Origin of the sequence: Exiguobacterium sp. SRB7LM (assembly GCF_015712685.1) — a bacterium.
GTDB lineage: Bacteria > Bacillota > Bacilli > Exiguobacteriales > Exiguobacteriaceae > Exiguobacterium > Exiguobacterium profundum.
Genome location: NZ_VWVR01000006.1, coordinates 1,325,292 through 1,341,296, shown reverse-complemented (window position 1 = coordinate 1,341,296; position 16,005 = coordinate 1,325,292). Strand labels below are relative to the sequence as shown.

19 protein-coding genes and 1 other RNA gene are annotated in these 16,005 nt (G+C 47.9%); 14 read left to right on the top strand and 6 right to left on the bottom strand.

Annotated features, from left to right (window positions below):
* The first annotated feature begins 3 nt into the window (after window positions 1–3).
* From rnr to F3H97_RS07655, 6 genes are all read left to right on the top strand, one after another.
* Complete coding sequence (rnr, locus tag F3H97_RS07680) at window positions 4–2,409, top strand: ribonuclease R (protein ID WP_196430987.1); 2,406 nt, start codon at window positions 4–6, stop codon at window positions 2,407–2,409.
* 54 nt (window positions 2,410–2,463) lie between these two features.
* Window positions 2,464–2,934, top strand: coding sequence for an SsrA-binding protein SmpB (gene smpB / locus F3H97_RS07675; RefSeq protein WP_012726899.1), 471 nt, complete (start codon window positions 2,464–2,466; stop codon window positions 2,932–2,934).
* 49 nt (window positions 2,935–2,983) lie between these two features.
* Window positions 2,984–3,339, top strand: a transfer-messenger RNA (tmRNA) gene (gene ssrA / locus F3H97_RS07670).
* Window positions 3,340–3,453: 114 nt separating this feature from the next.
* A complete protein-coding gene (locus F3H97_RS07665; protein ID WP_196430986.1) occupies window positions 3,454–3,597 on the top strand; it encodes an alcohol dehydrogenase in 144 nt (47 codons plus the stop codon).
* Window positions 3,598–3,772: 175 nt separating this feature from the next.
* Window positions 3,773–4,375 carry a hypothetical protein gene (locus F3H97_RS07660; protein WP_196430985.1) on the top strand — a complete coding sequence of 201 codons (603 nt, stop codon included), beginning with the start codon at window positions 3,773–3,775 and terminating at the stop codon, window positions 4,373–4,375.
* Between the two features lie 66 nt (window positions 4,376–4,441).
* Window positions 4,442–5,401, top strand: a complete 960-nt coding sequence (locus F3H97_RS07655) for an HNH endonuclease signature motif containing protein (protein WP_196430984.1) — start codon at window positions 4,442–4,444, stop codon at window positions 5,399–5,401.
* A 110-nt stretch (window positions 5,402–5,511) separates the two neighbouring features.
* Here the strand turns inward: F3H97_RS07655 and F3H97_RS07650 are convergent, their stop codons facing one another.
* The gene (locus F3H97_RS07650) at window positions 5,512–5,877 is read right to left on the bottom strand and encodes a hypothetical protein (RefSeq protein WP_078147295.1); all 366 of its coding nucleotides are present in this window, start codon (window positions 5,875–5,877) and stop codon (window positions 5,512–5,514) included.
* A 135-nt stretch (window positions 5,878–6,012) separates the two neighbouring features.
* On the opposite strand from F3H97_RS07650, the gene F3H97_RS07645 reads away from it, so the two are divergent.
* Window positions 6,013–6,444, top strand: coding sequence for a hypothetical protein (locus F3H97_RS07645; protein ID WP_078147294.1), 432 nt, complete (start codon window positions 6,013–6,015; stop codon window positions 6,442–6,444).
* A 228-nt stretch (window positions 6,445–6,672) separates the two neighbouring features.
* Window positions 6,673–7,008, top strand: a complete 336-nt coding sequence (locus tag F3H97_RS07640) for a hypothetical protein (protein ID WP_196430983.1) — start codon at window positions 6,673–6,675, stop codon at window positions 7,006–7,008.
* 24 nt (window positions 7,009–7,032) lie between these two features.
* Here F3H97_RS07640 and F3H97_RS07635 read toward each other — a convergent pair whose 3' ends face one another.
* A complete protein-coding gene (locus F3H97_RS07635; RefSeq protein ID WP_196430982.1) occupies window positions 7,033–8,052 on the bottom strand; it encodes a DUF418 domain-containing protein in 1,020 nt (339 codons plus the stop codon).
* Between the two features lie 151 nt (window positions 8,053–8,203).
* On the opposite strand from F3H97_RS07635, the gene F3H97_RS07630 reads away from it, so the two are divergent.
* The 3 genes from F3H97_RS07630 to F3H97_RS07620 are packed head-to-tail and all read left to right on the top strand — an operon-like array spanning window position 8,204 to window position 9,327.
* Window positions 8,204–8,431: a hypothetical protein gene (locus F3H97_RS07630; RefSeq protein WP_196430981.1), complete on the top strand. Its 228-nt coding sequence runs from the start codon at window positions 8,204–8,206 to the stop codon at window positions 8,429–8,431.
* 27 nt (window positions 8,432–8,458) lie between these two features.
* Window positions 8,459–8,668 (top strand): GNAT family N-acetyltransferase, encoded by a 210-nt coding sequence (locus tag F3H97_RS07625; protein WP_370568607.1) that lies wholly within the window; start codon window positions 8,459–8,461, stop codon window positions 8,666–8,668.
* Window positions 8,669–8,679: 11 nt separating this feature from the next.
* Window positions 8,680–9,327, top strand: coding sequence for a hypothetical protein (locus F3H97_RS07620; RefSeq protein ID WP_196430979.1), 648 nt, complete (start codon window positions 8,680–8,682; stop codon window positions 9,325–9,327).
* A gap of 38 nt (window positions 9,328–9,365) precedes the next feature.
* Here the strand turns inward: F3H97_RS07620 and F3H97_RS07615 are convergent, their stop codons facing one another.
* Window positions 9,366–9,866, bottom strand: a complete 501-nt coding sequence (locus F3H97_RS07615) for a hypothetical protein (RefSeq protein WP_196430978.1) — start codon at window positions 9,864–9,866, stop codon at window positions 9,366–9,368.
* A gap of 82 nt (window positions 9,867–9,948) precedes the next feature.
* Window positions 9,949–10,137 (bottom strand): hypothetical protein, encoded by a 189-nt coding sequence (locus tag F3H97_RS07610; protein ID WP_012726888.1) that lies wholly within the window; start codon window positions 10,135–10,137, stop codon window positions 9,949–9,951.
* Window positions 10,138–10,272: 135 nt separating this feature from the next.
* Between F3H97_RS07610 and F3H97_RS07605 the strand changes: the two genes are divergently transcribed.
* The 3 genes from F3H97_RS07605 to F3H97_RS07595 all read left to right on the top strand — a co-directional run bounded on the left by F3H97_RS07605 (window position 10,273) and on the right by F3H97_RS07595 (window position 14,315).
* Window positions 10,273–11,685 carry an NAD-dependent epimerase/dehydratase family protein gene (locus F3H97_RS07605; protein ID WP_196430977.1) on the top strand — a complete coding sequence of 471 codons (1,413 nt, stop codon included), beginning with the start codon at window positions 10,273–10,275 and terminating at the stop codon, window positions 11,683–11,685.
* Window positions 11,686–11,853: 168 nt separating this feature from the next.
* Entirely contained in the window at window positions 11,854–12,585 is a 732-nt protein-coding gene (locus tag F3H97_RS07600) for an HNH endonuclease (RefSeq protein ID WP_196430976.1), read from the top strand.
* A gap of 173 nt (window positions 12,586–12,758) precedes the next feature.
* The gene (locus F3H97_RS07595) at window positions 12,759–14,315 is read left to right on the top strand and encodes a SulP family inorganic anion transporter (protein WP_230872829.1); all 1,557 of its coding nucleotides are present in this window, start codon (window positions 12,759–12,761) and stop codon (window positions 14,313–14,315) included.
* Here F3H97_RS07595 and F3H97_RS07590 read toward each other — a convergent pair.
* Window positions 14,312–14,641: a YolD-like family protein gene (locus F3H97_RS07590; RefSeq protein ID WP_012726878.1), complete on the bottom strand. Its 330-nt coding sequence runs from the start codon at window positions 14,639–14,641 to the stop codon at window positions 14,312–14,314. The two genes, F3H97_RS07595 and F3H97_RS07590, sit on opposite strands and share 4 nt — an antisense overlap.
* The gene (locus F3H97_RS07585; protein WP_196430974.1) at window positions 14,638–15,933 is read right to left on the bottom strand and encodes a Y-family DNA polymerase; all 1,296 of its coding nucleotides are present in this window, start codon (window positions 15,931–15,933) and stop codon (window positions 14,638–14,640) included. The genes F3H97_RS07590 and F3H97_RS07585 overlap by 4 nt, the downstream gene beginning before the upstream one ends.
* Window positions 15,934–16,005: the final 72 nt, after the last annotated feature.

Sequence of the window (16,005 nt, the reverse complement as noted above, 5' to 3'; positions counted from 1 at the left end):
ACGTTGAATTTACGTGACCAATTACTAGAGATCTTACAGGCGAGCGAGAAACCGCTCTCTGTCGATCAACTGACCGAGCGATTACAGCTCGCGTCGACGGATGACTTTAAAGAGCTCATCCGCACATTGAATGCCCTCGAGGAAGAGGGCGCCATCGGCCGGACGCGGACGAACCGTTACGGGACGCTCGCCACGCTCGGACAAGTCGCGGGGATCATCTCGATTCACCAGCGCGGCTTCGGCTTCTTGTCGGTCGAAGGGGAAGCGGAAGATGTGTTCTTGCCGCCCGACCAACTGAAGGACGTCTACCATGGCGATACGATTCTCGTCAAAAAACGCGAGGACAACCGTGGCAAGACGGAAGGGATTTTATTGAAAGTACTGAAGCGCGGACTCTCTGAGTTCGTCGGGACGTATACGCTCCCGAGTGGTCGAATCGACCAGTTCGCCTTCATCGAGCCGGATGACAAACGCATCAACTTCTGGCCGGTCGTCAACCCGGACAAGTCACTCGGTGCCGTTGACGGACATAAAGTCGTCGTGCGCATCACGAAGTATCCGGACGGACGCTTCGCCGGTGCCTGTGACGTCGTCCGTATCATCGGGCATAAGAACGACCCAGGCGTCGATATCTTGTCGATCGTCTATAAGCACGGTATCCCGACGGAGTTCCCGGAGGACGTGATCGCTCAGGCGAACGCTGTGCCGGACGAGGCGGACGAGAAAGACTTCATCGGACGCGTCGACCTTCGTGACGAGACGATCTTCACGATTGACGGCGAAGATGCGAAAGACTTGGACGATGCCGTCCACGTCAAAAAACTTGATAACGGCAACTACGAGCTCGGTGTCCATATCGCCGACGTCTCACATTACGTGAAAGAGGGCTCACCACTAGACGTCGAGGCGTTCGAACGTGGGACGAGTGTGTATCTCGTCGACCGCGTCATTCCGATGCTGCCGCACCGACTCTCGAACGGGATCTGTTCCCTCAACCCGCACGTCAACCGCTTGACGCTCAGCTGCGTCATGGAGATTTCTCCGCAAAACGGGAAAGTCGTTCGCCATGATCTGTTCCCGAGTGTCATCAAGACGACGGAGCGGATGACGTATACGAACGTCCGTGAGATCATCGAACGTGATGACGAAGAGACGTTGAAAAAGTACGAACCGTTCATCGGTGAGTTCGACCTCATGGCTGAGCTCGCGGAAGTGCTTCGGAAACGTCGTAACTCGCGCGGTGCCATCAACTTTGATTTCGCCGAGGCGAAAGTCGTCGTCAACGAGGAAGGGAAACCGGCAGATATCGTGCTTCGTCCACGTTCGGTCGCCGAGAAGTTGATCGAGGAGTTCATGCTCGCAGCCAACGAGACGGTTGCGGAACACTTCCACAAGATGGACGTGCCGTTCATCTATCGTGTCCATGACAATCCGAAACCGGACAAGCTCGACTTCTTCTTCGACTTTGTCGCAAACTTTGGCGTGCATATTGAACGCATCAAAGGGCAGACAGTCGAACCGAAGACGCTTCAAAAGATTTTGAAGGCAATCGACGGAGAACCGGAAGAGCCGGTCATCAGTACGATCATGCTTCGTTCGATGCAACAGGCGAAATATGACGACGTCTCGCTCGGTCACTTCGGACTTGCGACAGACTTCTATACGCACTTCACGTCACCGATCCGTCGTTATCCGGACTTGATCGTCCACCGTCTCATGCGCACGTACGTCTTCAACAACGATTTGTCGGAGAAGACGATCGCGAAGTACGAGGACCGTCTCGGGGCGATCGCCGAACAGGCATCGAAACGGGAACGTCGCTCGGTCGACGCAGAGCGCGAGACACAGGCGCTCAAGAAAGCCGAATACATGGAAGCCCATCTTGGTGAAGAGTTCGATGGTGTCGTCGCCGGCGTCACGAACTTCGGGATGTTTATCGAACTTCCGAATACAATCGAAGGGCTTGTCCGTCTCCAGTCGATGGATGACTACTACCACTTCGACGAATCACAGCTCATGTTGCTCGGCGAGCGGACGAAACGTCAATTCCGCATCGGGGACGCCGTCCGTGTCAAAGTCGATGCCGTCAACTTAGACGAGCGGACGATCGACTTCACGGTCGTTGGTATGCCGAAACGGGAACAGTCAAGCCGTCGCCAACCGACGACGATCAAAGCGAAAGGCGGCCGTCCGAAGAAGGACGAGAAAGACCGTCGTGGCGGTCGCGGTCGGGACGACAAGAAGAAGCGCGGCAAACCAGGAAGACCTGGCAAGCCGGGCAAACCAGGTGAGAAACCGAAACGAGACGGGGAGAAGTCTTCCCAAGGTCGTTCGGCACTCGACCTGAAGAAGAAAGACAAGCACAAACGAAAAGGCGACGCCAAACGAGGTGCGAAGAAACGTCGCTGACGGGGAAGGGCTTGTCCCTTCCTCCGTATCTTGTAGATAAAGGACTGAATGTGTATGGCCAAGAAGAAAGATTCGAACGCACTCGCCCAAAACCGCAAGGCGTCCTTCGATTACGCGATCGAAGATACGATTGAGGCGGGCATGGTGCTCACAGGGACGGAAATCAAATCGGTCCGTCAATCGAAGATCAACATCGCGGATGCGTACGTCCGGTTCGACGGGGGCGAGGCGACGCTTCACAACTGTCATATCAGCCCGTTCGAACAGGGGAACCGCTTCAACCATGACCCACTCCGCGTCCGAAAGCTATTGTTGCATAAGAAGCAGATCAATCAGCTCATCGGGGCGTCAGGGCGTGATGGCTACACGATTATCCCGCTCAAGGTGTATATCAAGAACGGGTTCGCCAAGTGCCTGCTCGGCGTCGGAAAAGGGAAGAAGAAGTACGACAAACGTGAGGACTTGAAGAAGAAAGACGCGAAGCGTGACGTCGACCGTGCGATGCGCGATCGGCAAAAATACTGACAACGGATCCTAATTGTGGTATATTAAATAGAGTATCAATTACCACCTCGGGGACGTTATGGATTCGACGGGGGTAGGTCGGTCGTATGTGGCGTGTCGAGGGGTCGGCCTCGTTAAAACGCAAACGCCTATAACTGGCAAAACTAACACACAACTCGCAGCAGCCTAAGTGCCCTGCGGATCCTGACATCCATCGCTTGTGTGGATGACTTTCAGGGTCTCAAACTAAGCAAGCTACGCTTCAACCTCGCCGTCTGAGGGCGCGAAGAAGAGATGAAACAGACTGGATGCGACAACGCCTGTTTATCGGCAGTGTCACATCGAGATTGAATAGATAAACTACACACGTAGAAGCATACGTTACGATGCCTTCGGACGCGGGTTCGACTCCCGCCGTCTCCATTTTGAAGCAGTCTGTAACGACTGCGATCAATGATTTTCATGAAGACCTTCTAATTTCATTGAGATTAGAGGGTCTTTGCTTTTGATTGAAGCCATAAAGAAAGGAAGGTGAAACACATGGGAAAATATCAATTAGACAAGAGAAGCAAAGTAGCTGCAGCGAAGTACCAGGACGGCAAAAAGCCGACCGTCTCGAACAAGAAAGAACGATTGAACCAGCTTCGTGAGGCGTATTTGCAGAAGCAACAAGATAAGAAGTGATCTGACAAAGGATTATTGAGTACCTGCTCATTAATCCTTTTCTTTTGGGGAGCGGACACCGATCATTAGGCTTTTGAATGGAATCAAGGGATTGCGCATTACTTTGTTGAATAGAAATTACGAGTTGTTTTTTGAAAATCGTCAAGTAAACATACATATCAAAGGAGGAGTTCTCATGTCTAAAAAATCAACGGAATTGATTGTGAATGGAGTCAAAAAATATGGTCCGACAGTAGGTAAACTTGCATTAAAACATAACAAAGAAATCATTGGGGCTTTAGGATCCATTGATTTAAAGAAACGATTTAATAAATCCGATGATCCAAATCAAAGCCCTAAAAAAGCCAAGAACATGCATCCGCGAAAGCAGAGGTATCAGTACTATTTAACCGAAGTGACGCCTACGCTAGATACTCGAAATCGAGATGAGTTGTTCCAATATAGACTAGAAGTGGAGCAATGCATTCAACAAATCAAAATAGAGCAAGCACAAGACATCGTCATCAAAAAGCAAATCCATGAGGGTCGTATAAAAGAATGGGAGGCCATTCTATCTCACATCGTGAGTCAAATGACCATCAAAGACTATATGGAATATTTGAGACTTTTCAACAACCCAGAGTATCAAAGTGAATATTTCATTGGCTTTGCAGCGGATGTGGAGAAATTTAAAAAACTGAATACGGTCGAACAGTATGATGCGCTCGTTCAGTATGTTCATGAAAAGACAATGATTGATATCGAACAAATCAAAAGAGAGTTTTCTGCTCCTGTTTGATGCGCGAGATCCACTTCCTTTCTGCATTCGTTATAATCAATAGTGTAATGGATGGAGGTGAGGTCGTTGGCATGGGATTTAAGTGTCGCTGAGGCGAAAGATGTGTATTTAACCGAATCAGACCTATGGCGCTTTACACAACAATTTCTGATGAACGCTTCTCATACGACGACGTACAAACACGTATTGATGAAGGCGTTACTGGAATGTACGACAGAATTGAATGAATCAGGTGTCGTGTCATTTCATCAGATTGCCAAACATGTGACGAAAATCTATTGGAATCTCATCGTCAAGCATGGGCTGACACAGATGAATCAATTGGGGAAGCAGAGCGCTGTTGAAAAAGCGATGGTCTCCTTTCAGAAAGAACACAACATTCCGCCAGATTGGAACTTCGACCGCTTACCAGAGCATCAACAAAATCAATTGATTCGGAACGTGAATCAATTTTATAAAAAATACGTATACGGTTCTTTCTATCGCTCCTTTAACGAAACGATTTACTCTTTCAATCGAAAAGAAGAGTGGATTCAACTCGTTCCAGCGTATGTCGTTTTCTTTGAAAAATATAAGCGTATTCTCATGAACGTGACAAACTATCAGTTAGCCATCTTTTTAGAAAAATACAATTCCCAGGATGCGATGGAACGAATTTTGAGCAAGCTGGAGTTTGTGTCTGCCCGTCAGTCGCTTGAGGAGTTTAAACAAATTTTATTAAGTCACGGGCACTCAATGTGCTTCTATTGCCTAAAGCCTGTAAAACAAATTCACGTGGATCATTTCATTCCTTGGTCTTATATGCAAAATGATGTCTTATGGAATTTTGTGCTGTCATGCCCGACATGTAATACGAGTAAAAATAATCGATTAGCGAATATCGATTATCTCTACAATTTGGTAGAACGAAATCATGAACTGCGTACGGCAGAACACATGTCTACATACAAAGAATCGAAACTCATTCATTTGTATCACTATGCCGTTCAAAATGGCTATGAAAACAATTGGGCTCCGAAGGCATGAAAAGAGTCGAACCTAATTAAACAGGTTCGACTTTTGTTTTAGTATTCACTATAGTTGAACAGCATAGACATCAGCACATCACTTTTAACTTTCACTTGAATATTTGTATGTTAGTTTCTAATACTCAGTTCTTTAGTTCTTAAAATTGTTATGATACTCATCGAGCTAATCCCGACCCCAAGCAATGCTATAATCGCTGTAAACATACCGTTTGGAATCATAAAACCAATAGGCAACATTCCTAAAAAAGATATAGCGATTACTCCCTGGTATGCAATGTTTAGATATGAAATAATTGGATTTGAAAAGAACGACATGATGAGTGGTGGAATAAATAATACGACAACAATTCCTAGCGACATAAATAATGTCATTTGTATCTCCGGTGTCATTTCACCCAATCGATTGATTTGTAAAGTAATAATAAATAGAGCTAACCCCATCATCAATAGTACCCATAAGATTTTTTTGATCATTTAAAGTCCCCCTTCGATTTTTAATTTTAACATTTAAACCCATTATATCCAAAATTAATCTTTATAAGTGCGCAAATGCTTCATTACCATAATCCATGGAGAAAAAGAAATAAGTAATGCGTAGGTGAATAAACAGTGTCAAATAATTTAGAAACTTTAATTGTGTCAGGCCGGTTTAAAGAAGTAAAAGACATCTATCAAACTACTGATTTTGAAACATTTAAAAATGATTTATTAACTTTGGCGTATGATAATGAAAATCTGTCGAATTACTCCGTACTCGTCTATCTGTTATTGGACACAGAGGACGATAAATTACATGACTTGGCTTTTCAAGTCCTATCACAGCCCCTTTGCCACATTGAAGGGGCTTATACCTCTTCCTTATACCACGCTCAAAGAGCCGTGGATTTGACTGATGCTGCAGATGTGAAGCGCTTAGAGAACCTGTTATTTCTGAACATCGTCCCAGAAAAGATTGTAAGTGATGAACAAGCAAAGTCCATCGCGGAAAAAATTCTTGTTCTAGATCCAACAAATGAAGTTGCTAAAGACACTTTATATTAAACCTAGAAAATCATTTGTTCGCGTAGACCAATGGTTTTCTTTAATTCGTGTCACTGAATAAGGGAATAACCAACTAGTCTCATCTAATCCACTTAAGCCATCAATTGTATGAAAGATAATCTGCACACCATTTTCATTTCTACGTTTCTCGACTGAATAAATCAAAAGGATATCCTCCTAATTTTGAATACGTATGCAGAATCTAACCTTAAACCTGGGGGCGAATGAATGAAAAGGATTTGTGATTGTGAAAATTTGAAAAGAATCACTATAGAGGCGGATGTGGGGGCGGACCCGACATGGTGTGCGACCTGTCGATACAATATAGAATTGAATGAGTTTACGATTTCTGACCAATTGAAGCGTGATTTCTATGAATGGGTTAGTCGATTCGGAGAATGGATTGACTGGGACACGGATGCACTTGCTAAAGGATGGGAAATCAAGGTGGAGCAACATAATCGTGAAGGAGACTTACTTTCGAAGCGTTTACAAGGAGAGCTTGGTGAAGCATATGAAATTGAATTCACTCCTGCAAACACAATTGAGGAAGGACACTTTTGACAGCTGTCCTTCCTCAACATTACATTATTTTGACGATAGGATACCTTGTCCGAAGCGAGAGTACGTCCCAAGCCGCCATACCTTTTCCATCGGTCCGTACGTGAAACGGCGAAGCCATAACATACTGAATACGATCAATACGGCGTTGATGACGATTGCCCATAGTCCTGTTTCAATCGTTGTGAACGTCTGTCCGAATGTAGCAACAGTCACCATAAGTGCAGTCTGAAGCAAGTAATTCGTCAACGCCATACGACCAAACGCTTGAAGTGGGGCGAACCAGGAACGTGTCGTCCGTAGTTGACTCATATTGACAAGAATGGTGATATAGAATGCCGCTAAAAAGGGAGCTGACCAATTCGAATAGTCGAGCATACGGATATATGCTTGAATTTCTTCATTAGTCGGGGTGTAGTCGACATTGAAATACGATAAGCTTGGTAAATTCGTATATTGTAGCCAGACAAATCCGGCGGATAAAATACCGGTAACGACCAGTCCGACCTGCCAACGTACCCGGTGCGTATGGACGTGACGAAACACCTCATACTGCCCCGCTGCAAGCCCGAGCAAGATGAGAGCAAGCGGCATTAACAGTTTCGTGCCGGTATAAGCGAGTACAGCTAGTCCGATCAGACCTAGAATCAAATTAACTGACCGAGGAAGACGGTATGCGAACAGGAGGAGCAGCCCGCTCACGGCATAAATCGTTAGCGCCTCCCCCGGCTGAAATTGCATATGAATCAAGCCGAAGCCGAGTAAGAGGAGCAATCGTTTCGTAAATAAAACGTATGCGCGATCTCCACGTTCTATTGCTCGGTGGATAAAGAGATAGAACCCGACGCCAAACAAAAATGAGAAGATCATAAAGAACTTCCCGTCGATGAAGATGTGAAGGGCGTATATATAGTAATGTTCCATTACGGTGTTTGGGTCGCTCGGACGTAATAAACTGAGAATGTTCATAAAAACAATCCCGAATAAGGCGAAGCCTCGTAGTGTATCGAGGACATTGATTCGTTCATGTGATGGTGTGGCTTTCATATAGATGTCTCCTTTCAATTTCCTCTTCCGAGTATGAAGGGAACACCTTACATATAATCTGCGGCAACCTTACAAAATCCTGAACTTCACTAGAAACAGCGATTCCAAAAATTGTATGTTACACTAAGGGAAAACGATTAGGGGTAAACAGATGACCATTCATTTTGCCAGGATGACGGGACAAGAAATCGCGAATTATGTGACTTGGTTGATTGACGATTATGCAAAAGATGTCGCGCGCAACTATCAACTTCCGATGGTGTTGGCGCAAGAGGAATCGACTCAATTGATTCGAAATCTTTTCCCAGACAATCAACCCGAGGATGGACAGACGATTGTTCATGTGATGAACGGAGACACTCGTGTCGGGATTTTGTAGTATGCGTTTCAAGCTGAATCGAAACGCATCTTCATTTATCACATTTTGATTGAAGAGACCTATCGTGGGCAAGGGTATGCGACAGCGGTGTTTGAGAAACTTGAAAGAGTTGCCTCAGAAGAACTTGGCGCAACATCCATTGGACTAAGTGTATTCGGTACGAATCCAGACGCACAGCGATTATATAAACGACTCGGGTTCCAAGAAGCGTCCATCGCCATGAACAAACAGTTATGAGAGGAGTCGACATGGAACGTTACTTGAAGTGGCTTTTGGTCGGATTTGGCGTGATTGTGATTGGGGTGGCGGGGTTGGTATTTGCCTTTTTTCGGTCGATGCAACCAGATCCCGATGAGGAAGCAAAAGTGATGAAGATGGCTGAATCATATGTACTCGAGCGATTCAAAGATGCTGAAGTGACAGAAGACGTATTATTCGACAACATGGGAAACTTTCCGTTTGAGTATGCGGCGATTGCGGTGGATTCGGTAACGGGAACGGAATTTTATGTTTACGAGAATGAATCGACCGGAGAAATCGTTGATACGTTTCTCTCATCCAAATGGGAAGATGCGGTCACAGAGGCGATTGAAGACTCGATTGATACGGCGTTTGGTGCAGACGTCACCTATGTCGTCCTATATGACGAAGAAAGTATTCGACAACTCGATGTCTCCTCGGTAAATCCAATCGCCTATCAGACAGCCGACGTTTCGCCGACAATCTTATTGACGCTTCATCGGGAGCCGGAAGCCGATGACGAAGAGCGCGTTCGGACGTGGATGTCTGCGTTACAAGAGAACTACATCCTGAAGCGAGCCGAGATTCGTGTCGACTATACCGCTAAAAACGGAGAACTACTTGATGATGGTACTGGTTTAGATTTATCGTTTTAAAAAAGAATCCCACTCTCCAATCGGAAAGTGGGATTTGTTCAGTCAAATACTCGACTGATCCAGCGTTTGAAAAAGGGTTGGCCTGATTGTGTCACGCTATGATTGTCGAGCTCTACCTCTTCGATCTCTTCATTCGGAGACGTCAATTGAATCGTCATCTCGTCACCAAGCCCGGTCGTGACACCACTCTCAAATTGAAGATTTCTTGTCACATAAGCATTTGCGTATAGAAGTCCACCTTTTTCGTCCACTTGTACCTCCTGAATCGTATAGTGGAATTGCTCGACCCAATCTCGTTGACCGAGGAGGAGCCGGACGACGTCATCTTCGTGTGACAGTTTCGTTCGCTCGATATTTTCAAGAGGAGTATGCGCTTCAATCGCTTCTCCCTGCGCTTCTAAGATATCTTTGAAGTGATGTGTCGCAACTTCGGTCGTCCATGCAGCGGAAACTGTCTTCGACTCGGTCGCATAATGGAAAAGAGCAAATCCAATCAAGGCGAATAACGCCACAACACCTACTCGTTTGAACTGTTTCATTGTCGAGCTCCTTCCATATCAATTCAAGATTGAAGACGTTAAAAGGTTGTCAATGGACCACACGATTACTCGAGAATGTGACTTATCGACCGGTGATTTGATCCAACCAATTCGCGACCAAGTCCGCACTGCCATCTTGGAACATAAATATGGATACCCCGACCATCACAAGTCCGACTAAAATCAGTCCACCTTGTTTCGCGCTACTTGCAATCCCTCGCACGATGAGGATAATTCCCAATCCAAGCAAAAGAAAGTACCAAAATCCCATGAATATCCCTCCTTTTTCTAATTATTCTCATTTTAGTATGAATCGGTCGAGCAGGCTCTACATACTTAGACTGATTTATCTTTTAAAAAAGAAGGGTACATTACCTCTATGCGAATAATTAGGGGAGTGACCATTATGCGGAAAACGATTGTCATTGCGGGGGCGAGCGGCTATATCGGCTCGAACGTGATGGAGCAGCTGAAGGAAGAGTATGACATCATTGCTTTATCGCGATCGACGAAGAATAAAGAAGATGAGACCCATATCACGTGGCGTGCTTGTGATTTGTTTTCATATGAGGCAACAAAAGAAGCATGTGAGGGCGCGGATTACGCGATGTTCCTCGTGCACTCGATGATTCCGGATAGCGGCTTGACGCAAGCAACGTTCGAGGACATGGACGCGCTCATTGCGGACAACTTCGCCCGGGCGACGAAGGCGAACGACATTGAGCAGATCGTCTATTTGAGCGGGATCATCCCGAAACAAGAGAAGACGTTGTCGCGTCACTTGAAGAGTCGACTCGAGGTCGAACGCATTCTCGGCGGTCAGGGCGTGCCGGTGACGACGATACGGGCGGGACTGATCATCGGTCCGAAAGGTTCGTCGTTCCCGATTTTAGCGAAGCTCGTCAAGCGGTTGCCGTCGATGATCTTGCCACGATGGACGAAGACGGAGACACATCCGATTGACATTCGTGAAGCCGTTCAGGCGCTCATCTCCGTCGTTGGTGCCGAGTCGCTTTATGACCGTCATATCGACATCGGGGGTCCCGAGGTGATGACGTATCGGAAGATGATTGAACAGACGGCCGAAGTCATGGACAAGCGTCGCGTCTTGATTGACTTCCCGTTCCCGACAATCAAACTGTCGCGCCTGTGGGTCATGGCGGTCACGGGTGAACCGAAGGCGACCGTCTATCCGCTTGTCGAGAGTATGGGGCACGCGATGGTCGCAGAAGACACGGTCGAAGGTATCGGTCAGGGAGAGATTCCGTTCAAACAGGCGGTCGAACATGCGCTTGAGGAAGAAGAGAAGCAGTCCTCGGGCGGTAAGAAGAAAAAGCAACCGAAATCGTATACCGTCCGTTCGATTCAGCGGTTCGGTCTGCCGGAAGAAAAGTCGGCGCTTTGGATGGCGGACACGTACTTCGAGTGGCTCGGTCGTTTTATGTATCCGCTCATTCAGACGACGAAAGAAGACGATGATTGGGAGATTGCGCTGCTCGATCCTTCGTTCGTCGCGCTTCATCTATCGCTTGAACGAGAAGCGACGGACGATATGGCATCCTTTGCGATTGACGGGGGCAAGTTCGTCAAGTTAAGTGAAGAGGATCAGACAGGGCGTCTCGAGTTCCGGAGATTACCGGATTCGGATGAAGGACTCGTCGCCATCCATGAGTTCGTACCGGCCCTCCCGTGGTGGTTCTATACGAAGACACAGGCGAAAGCCCATCTCGTCGTCATGTGGTTATTCGGTCGTCATGTGAAGTTGCTGGCGAAAGACGCGGAAGATGGCGATCAAGTCGTAGAGGCTCCGACGAATTGAAAGTAGACACATCCAAATGGATGTGTCTACTTTCAATTTGAATTAATCAAAACATGATACGATTGAAGCAATCTTATAATGAATTAGAGGATATGAAAGGAAAAGAATTTTTTTAAAGCGTGTAATTAAGTTTTATTATTAAAAAACATAATAAATAGGTGAGTAATATTGCATTTAATCAATAATCAAAATAGATATTTCACAAAAAAATTATTAATAGAAGCTAATAATGCGGCTATTAGAGAAAAAAGAAATTATCAATTGAATGAGGCGTATCTGGAAACATTAGACGAGTCTAATGTTTATCCGATATTACTTTCACTAGATGAACATAATAAAGGTGAGATTAGAGTTTTAATTAGGTTTGGGGAGAAAAAAATAAAAGGTCTTTTAGATATGTCAAAACATAGATATAGCCTATTACCTAAAGTGATTCAAAATGTTGATGGAACTCTAGAACTCGAAACTGAAGAGACTATTAATGCTCGAAGGCCCTATCCTGAAGGTAGAGAATATGTAGAAACAGTAGGAAGAAAGATAATTAGAGATCGTGGTTTTAGAAAGAAAGTACTAGTTGCCTATAATAATCAATGTGCAATGTGCGGAATATCTGAATCCTCATTGTTAGTAGCAGCACATATATATCCAGCTCATATCTGTGAAGACGATAGTGTAAACAACGGGATATGTTTATGTAAAATTCACGATAAGCTTTACGAAGACGGTGATATTGGTATAAAGTCCGACGGAGAGATAACCATCCAAAATGAAAAAATAACTTTGAAATGTAATTTTATTAGAATGCCTATAAATGAAGAGGATAAACCTTCTACAATTAGATTAACTCAAAGAATAAAATATTCCATAAAAGAGCAGGAAGTCGGAGATGACCATTCTTAGAGGATAGCGAATGAACATATTAATAAGTATAAAGCAGGAGTAAGATAATGGTGAAACTCACGTGCTTGTTCTTTTGTACATTCTGTTAACGTTTTTCTCAAACCGTTTACAAGCCCTCTTTCCAGGCGTACACTGAACTCGTTTTTGAACTGATTGGAAAGAAGGAATGTATGATGCAAGACTCACTCTCCACACGTGAGATGTGGCAAAAGGACATCTCGGCTGGAATTACAGTTGGTGTCGTCGCCATCCCGCTCGCCATGGCATTTGCCATCGCCTCGGGAGTCCCACCGGTATATGGGCTCTACACGTCCATTTTTGCCGGAATCCTCGTCAGCCTGTTCGGGGGTTCGACGTTCCAAATCGCCGGACCGACGGGAGCGTTCATCCCGATCGTCTCGGGTGTCGTCCTCGCATACGGATATGAGGGGTTACTCGTCACGACCGTTCTCGCCGGAATTTTGCTGCTCCTCATGAGCGTGCTCCGGGTCGGACGGCTCATCCGCTTCATGCCCCGGGCCGTGACCATCGGTTTCACGGCCGGTATTGCTGTCGTCATCTTCGTCGACCAGCTCGATGAGTTGTTCGGGGTCACGTTTGAGAAGGCACCGCACTTTCATGAGAACTTGCTTCGCCTCGGTCAAGCGTTGCCCGAAGCGTCCGTGTGGCCGATCGTCATTGCCGGAATCGGCTTTTTGACGCTTTGGCTCGTACCGAAGCTGCCGTTCCGTTTACCGCTTTTACTCATGGCGATGCTCGTCCCGACGTTTGTCAGTCTCCTCATCCCGGGTGAGGTCGCGACGATCGGAAGTGCATACGGCGGCATCCCGAGCGGACTGCCAACATTCAACTGGCTCACAATCGACCTAGACTTGATTACAACGCTCCTCCCGTCCGCATTCGCCATCGCCTTCCTCGGTGCACTCGAGTCACTTCTTTCGGGAACGGTCGCCGACGGGATGGCGGGGACGAAGATGAAGCCGGATAAGGAACTGTTCGGGCAAGGGCTTGCGAACGTGATTACACCGTTATTTGGTGGGATCCCATCGACAGGTGCCATCGCCCGGACGGCGACAAACATTCAGGCGGGAGCGGTCAGCCGACGTGCCGGTGTCATCCACGGGATCACGGTCCTCATTGCGGTCTTAGTCCTCGCGCCGTTCGCGAGTTATGTGCCACTCGCCGCACTCGCTCCGATCTTGATGCGGGTCGCCTGGAACATGTCCGAACGTCATCATGTGATGGCGATGTTGCGTCATCGTTCATCCGAGTCGCTCGTCTTACTCGTCACGCTATTATTGACGATATTCGTCGACTTGGTCGTCGCCGTCGAGGTCGGCGTCATCTGTGCGCTCGCACTCTTCGCGAAACGAATGGCCGATACGATCGATGTGCGTGAACAAACAGAACGGTACGTCACGCGAGACGGCCAAGTCGTCTTCAGTGTCGAAGGTCCGCTCTTCTTCGGTGCAGTCGAATTGTTCGAGCACGTTCTCCATCACATTCATCGGGAACCGAACGTGTTCATCTTCAACTTTCACCGCTGCCCGGTCATCGATGTGACCGCGGTCGAAGAGTTGCGTCGTGTCGTCACCGAGCTGAAAGCAGCCGACCGGCATGTCATCTTTGCGCATCTGTCGCCATCGGTCCGCGCGACGCTTGCTCACTATGGGCTACTCGACGGGATTGAAACGTTCGAGACGACCCAGGAAGCGATCGAGGCATCTTAACGAACGGACAAGATGTCGCCGAACGGGACGCGGCGCACCTTGCCGTCGAACAACTCGACCTCGCGCTCGGCGTAATAGATAGCATGGACGTAGCCGCGCATGCTTGTCGTCAAGCCGTCTACGAACAGGGTCACTTCGACTTGGTCGCCTTCACGGATGGCCCGTTCGAGTTCGGTCTGCCAGAGGTAGAGGAGCTGTTCGTCCAAGTCGGGCAGCTCAATCTTTTGGATTTGTGCATAATAACGTTTCAGTAGGGCGACGTGCTCGGGCATGAGAAATGGGATCCATTTTAACTCACCCCGGTCACGATAGCGGGTTTTGCTCATGAGGAATCGCCTCCTTGTTTATGTCCGCCGATTAGACGTTGGCGCGTCCGGAGCGGACTGTCTTTTAGTAGGCTCGATGCCGGTCGGATCGTGCCGCGACCGAACCGGACGTTCAGGCCGTCGATCAAATCGAGAAAGTCGAGCCGTTTCGCCTTCGCCCATTCGTCTTCGAAGAACGATAACTGGACGTGATCGCTCCGTGGCTCGAGCTTGCCGAGAGCGACCGAGACGTAACGGACGGCCTCCGTCTCTTCCCAGCCGTCTAAAAATAGCTGCAATAAGATCGGGAGAAACTCTTGCTCGTCCGCTGTGAAGCGGGGGAGCTTCTTTTGTTTACTGAAGCCACCCCGGTCGCTCGTCCGCGTATAGCGCACCCCGAGATGGATCGTCCCTCCGACGAGTCCCGCTTGCCTGGTTCGCATGCCGACCTCGACCGCGATCGCTTGTAAGACGAGCCGGATTGCGGAATACGTCGTGTAGTCTTTCATGAGGGTGATGCCGTGTCCGATCGACTTCGGTCGCATCCGTTTCGCACCGAACAAGGAGCTCGCCGGCAGGATGGTCGGCGACTCGTCGATGCCCCAGGCGTGATGCCAAAGTTCTGCACCGATGACACCGAACTTTTCATGAAGGGATTCGAGTGGGTAGCGGGCCAAGTCCCCAATCGTCCAGATGCCGAGCCGCTGCAGGTGGACCGCCATCTTCGTCCCGACGCCCCACATCTTCTCGATCGGCGCCGGATGGATGAGCCGTTCGACGTCTTGGAGAAGGCACGTGACGACACCTTCCTTTTTTGCATGCAAATCGAGGACGAGCTTGGCGAGGACGTTGTTCGGTCCGATGCCGATGGTGACGGGAATGCCTGTATAGCGAAAGATCGTCGCACGCATGAGGTGGGCGACGTGCTCGTCATTTCCGAATAGCCGCTCCGTCCCGCTCATGTCGACGAGCGTCTCATCAATCGAATAGACGCGAATCGCCTCGGGTGGGGCGAACTGATGGAGGATGTGGATGATTTGAATGGAAACGTTCAAATAATGACTCATCCGCGCCTCGGCATACAAAACGTCCCGTCGTTCGTGCCACGGAAGGCGGTCGATGTGAAAGCGACGTGACCCGGTCTTGATTCCGAGCTGCTTCATCTTCGGGGTCGCGGCGAGGACGAGTGCCCCGCTGTCCTGGAGGTTCGAGAGGACGACGAGCTTTGTCTTGTAAGGATTTTTGTTGCGCGCGGCACACTCGCAACTGGCATAGAACGAGACGCTGTCGATACAAAAGATTCGTCTGCGCATCGTCACCACTCCCTTTTACGAACAAACGTTCTGTTTTTTTTCATCGTAACACGGTCTCACCTCATCTCAAAT

Bases quoted from the DNA above. Each gene is read 5' to 3' on its own strand.
- F3H97_RS07590 (WP_012726878.1), bottom strand. From the start codon at position 14,641: ATGAGCAAAACCCGCTATCGTGACCGGGGTGAGTTAAAATGGATCCCA.
- F3H97_RS07595 (WP_230872829.1), top strand. From the start codon at position 12,759: ATGCAAGACTCACTCTCCACACGTGAGATGTGGCAAAAGGACATCTCG.
- F3H97_RS07665 (WP_196430986.1), top strand. From the start codon at position 3,454: ATGGGAAAATATCAATTAGACAAGAGAAGCAAAGTAGCTGCAGCGAAG.
- F3H97_RS07585 (WP_196430974.1), bottom strand. From the start codon at position 15,933: ATGCGCAGACGAATCTTTTGTATCGACAGCGTCTCGTTCTATGCCAGT.
- F3H97_RS07630 (WP_196430981.1), top strand. From the start codon at position 8,204: ATGACCATTCATTTTGCCAGGATGACGGGACAAGAAATCGCGAATTAT.
- F3H97_RS07660 (WP_196430985.1), top strand. From the start codon at position 3,773: ATGTCTAAAAAATCAACGGAATTGATTGTGAATGGAGTCAAAAAATAT.
- F3H97_RS07640 (WP_196430983.1), top strand. From the start codon at position 6,673: ATGAAAAGGATTTGTGATTGTGAAAATTTGAAAAGAATCACTATAGAG.
- F3H97_RS07610 (WP_012726888.1), bottom strand. From the start codon at position 10,137: ATGGGATTTTGGTACTTTCTTTTGCTTGGATTGGGAATTATCCTCATC.
- F3H97_RS07615 (WP_196430978.1), bottom strand. From the start codon at position 9,866: ATGAAACAGTTCAAACGAGTAGGTGTTGTGGCGTTATTCGCCTTGATT.
- F3H97_RS07605 (WP_196430977.1), top strand. From the start codon at position 10,273: ATGCGGAAAACGATTGTCATTGCGGGGGCGAGCGGCTATATCGGCTCG.
- F3H97_RS07635 (WP_196430982.1), bottom strand. From the start codon at position 8,052: ATGAAAGCCACACCATCACATGAACGAATCAATGTCCTCGATACACTA.
- smpB (WP_012726899.1), top strand. From the start codon at position 2,464: ATGGCCAAGAAGAAAGATTCGAACGCACTCGCCCAAAACCGCAAGGCG.
- F3H97_RS07620 (WP_196430979.1), top strand. From the start codon at position 8,680: ATGGAACGTTACTTGAAGTGGCTTTTGGTCGGATTTGGCGTGATTGTG.
- F3H97_RS07650 (WP_078147295.1), bottom strand. From the start codon at position 5,877: ATGATCAAAAAAATCTTATGGGTACTATTGATGATGGGGTTAGCTCTA.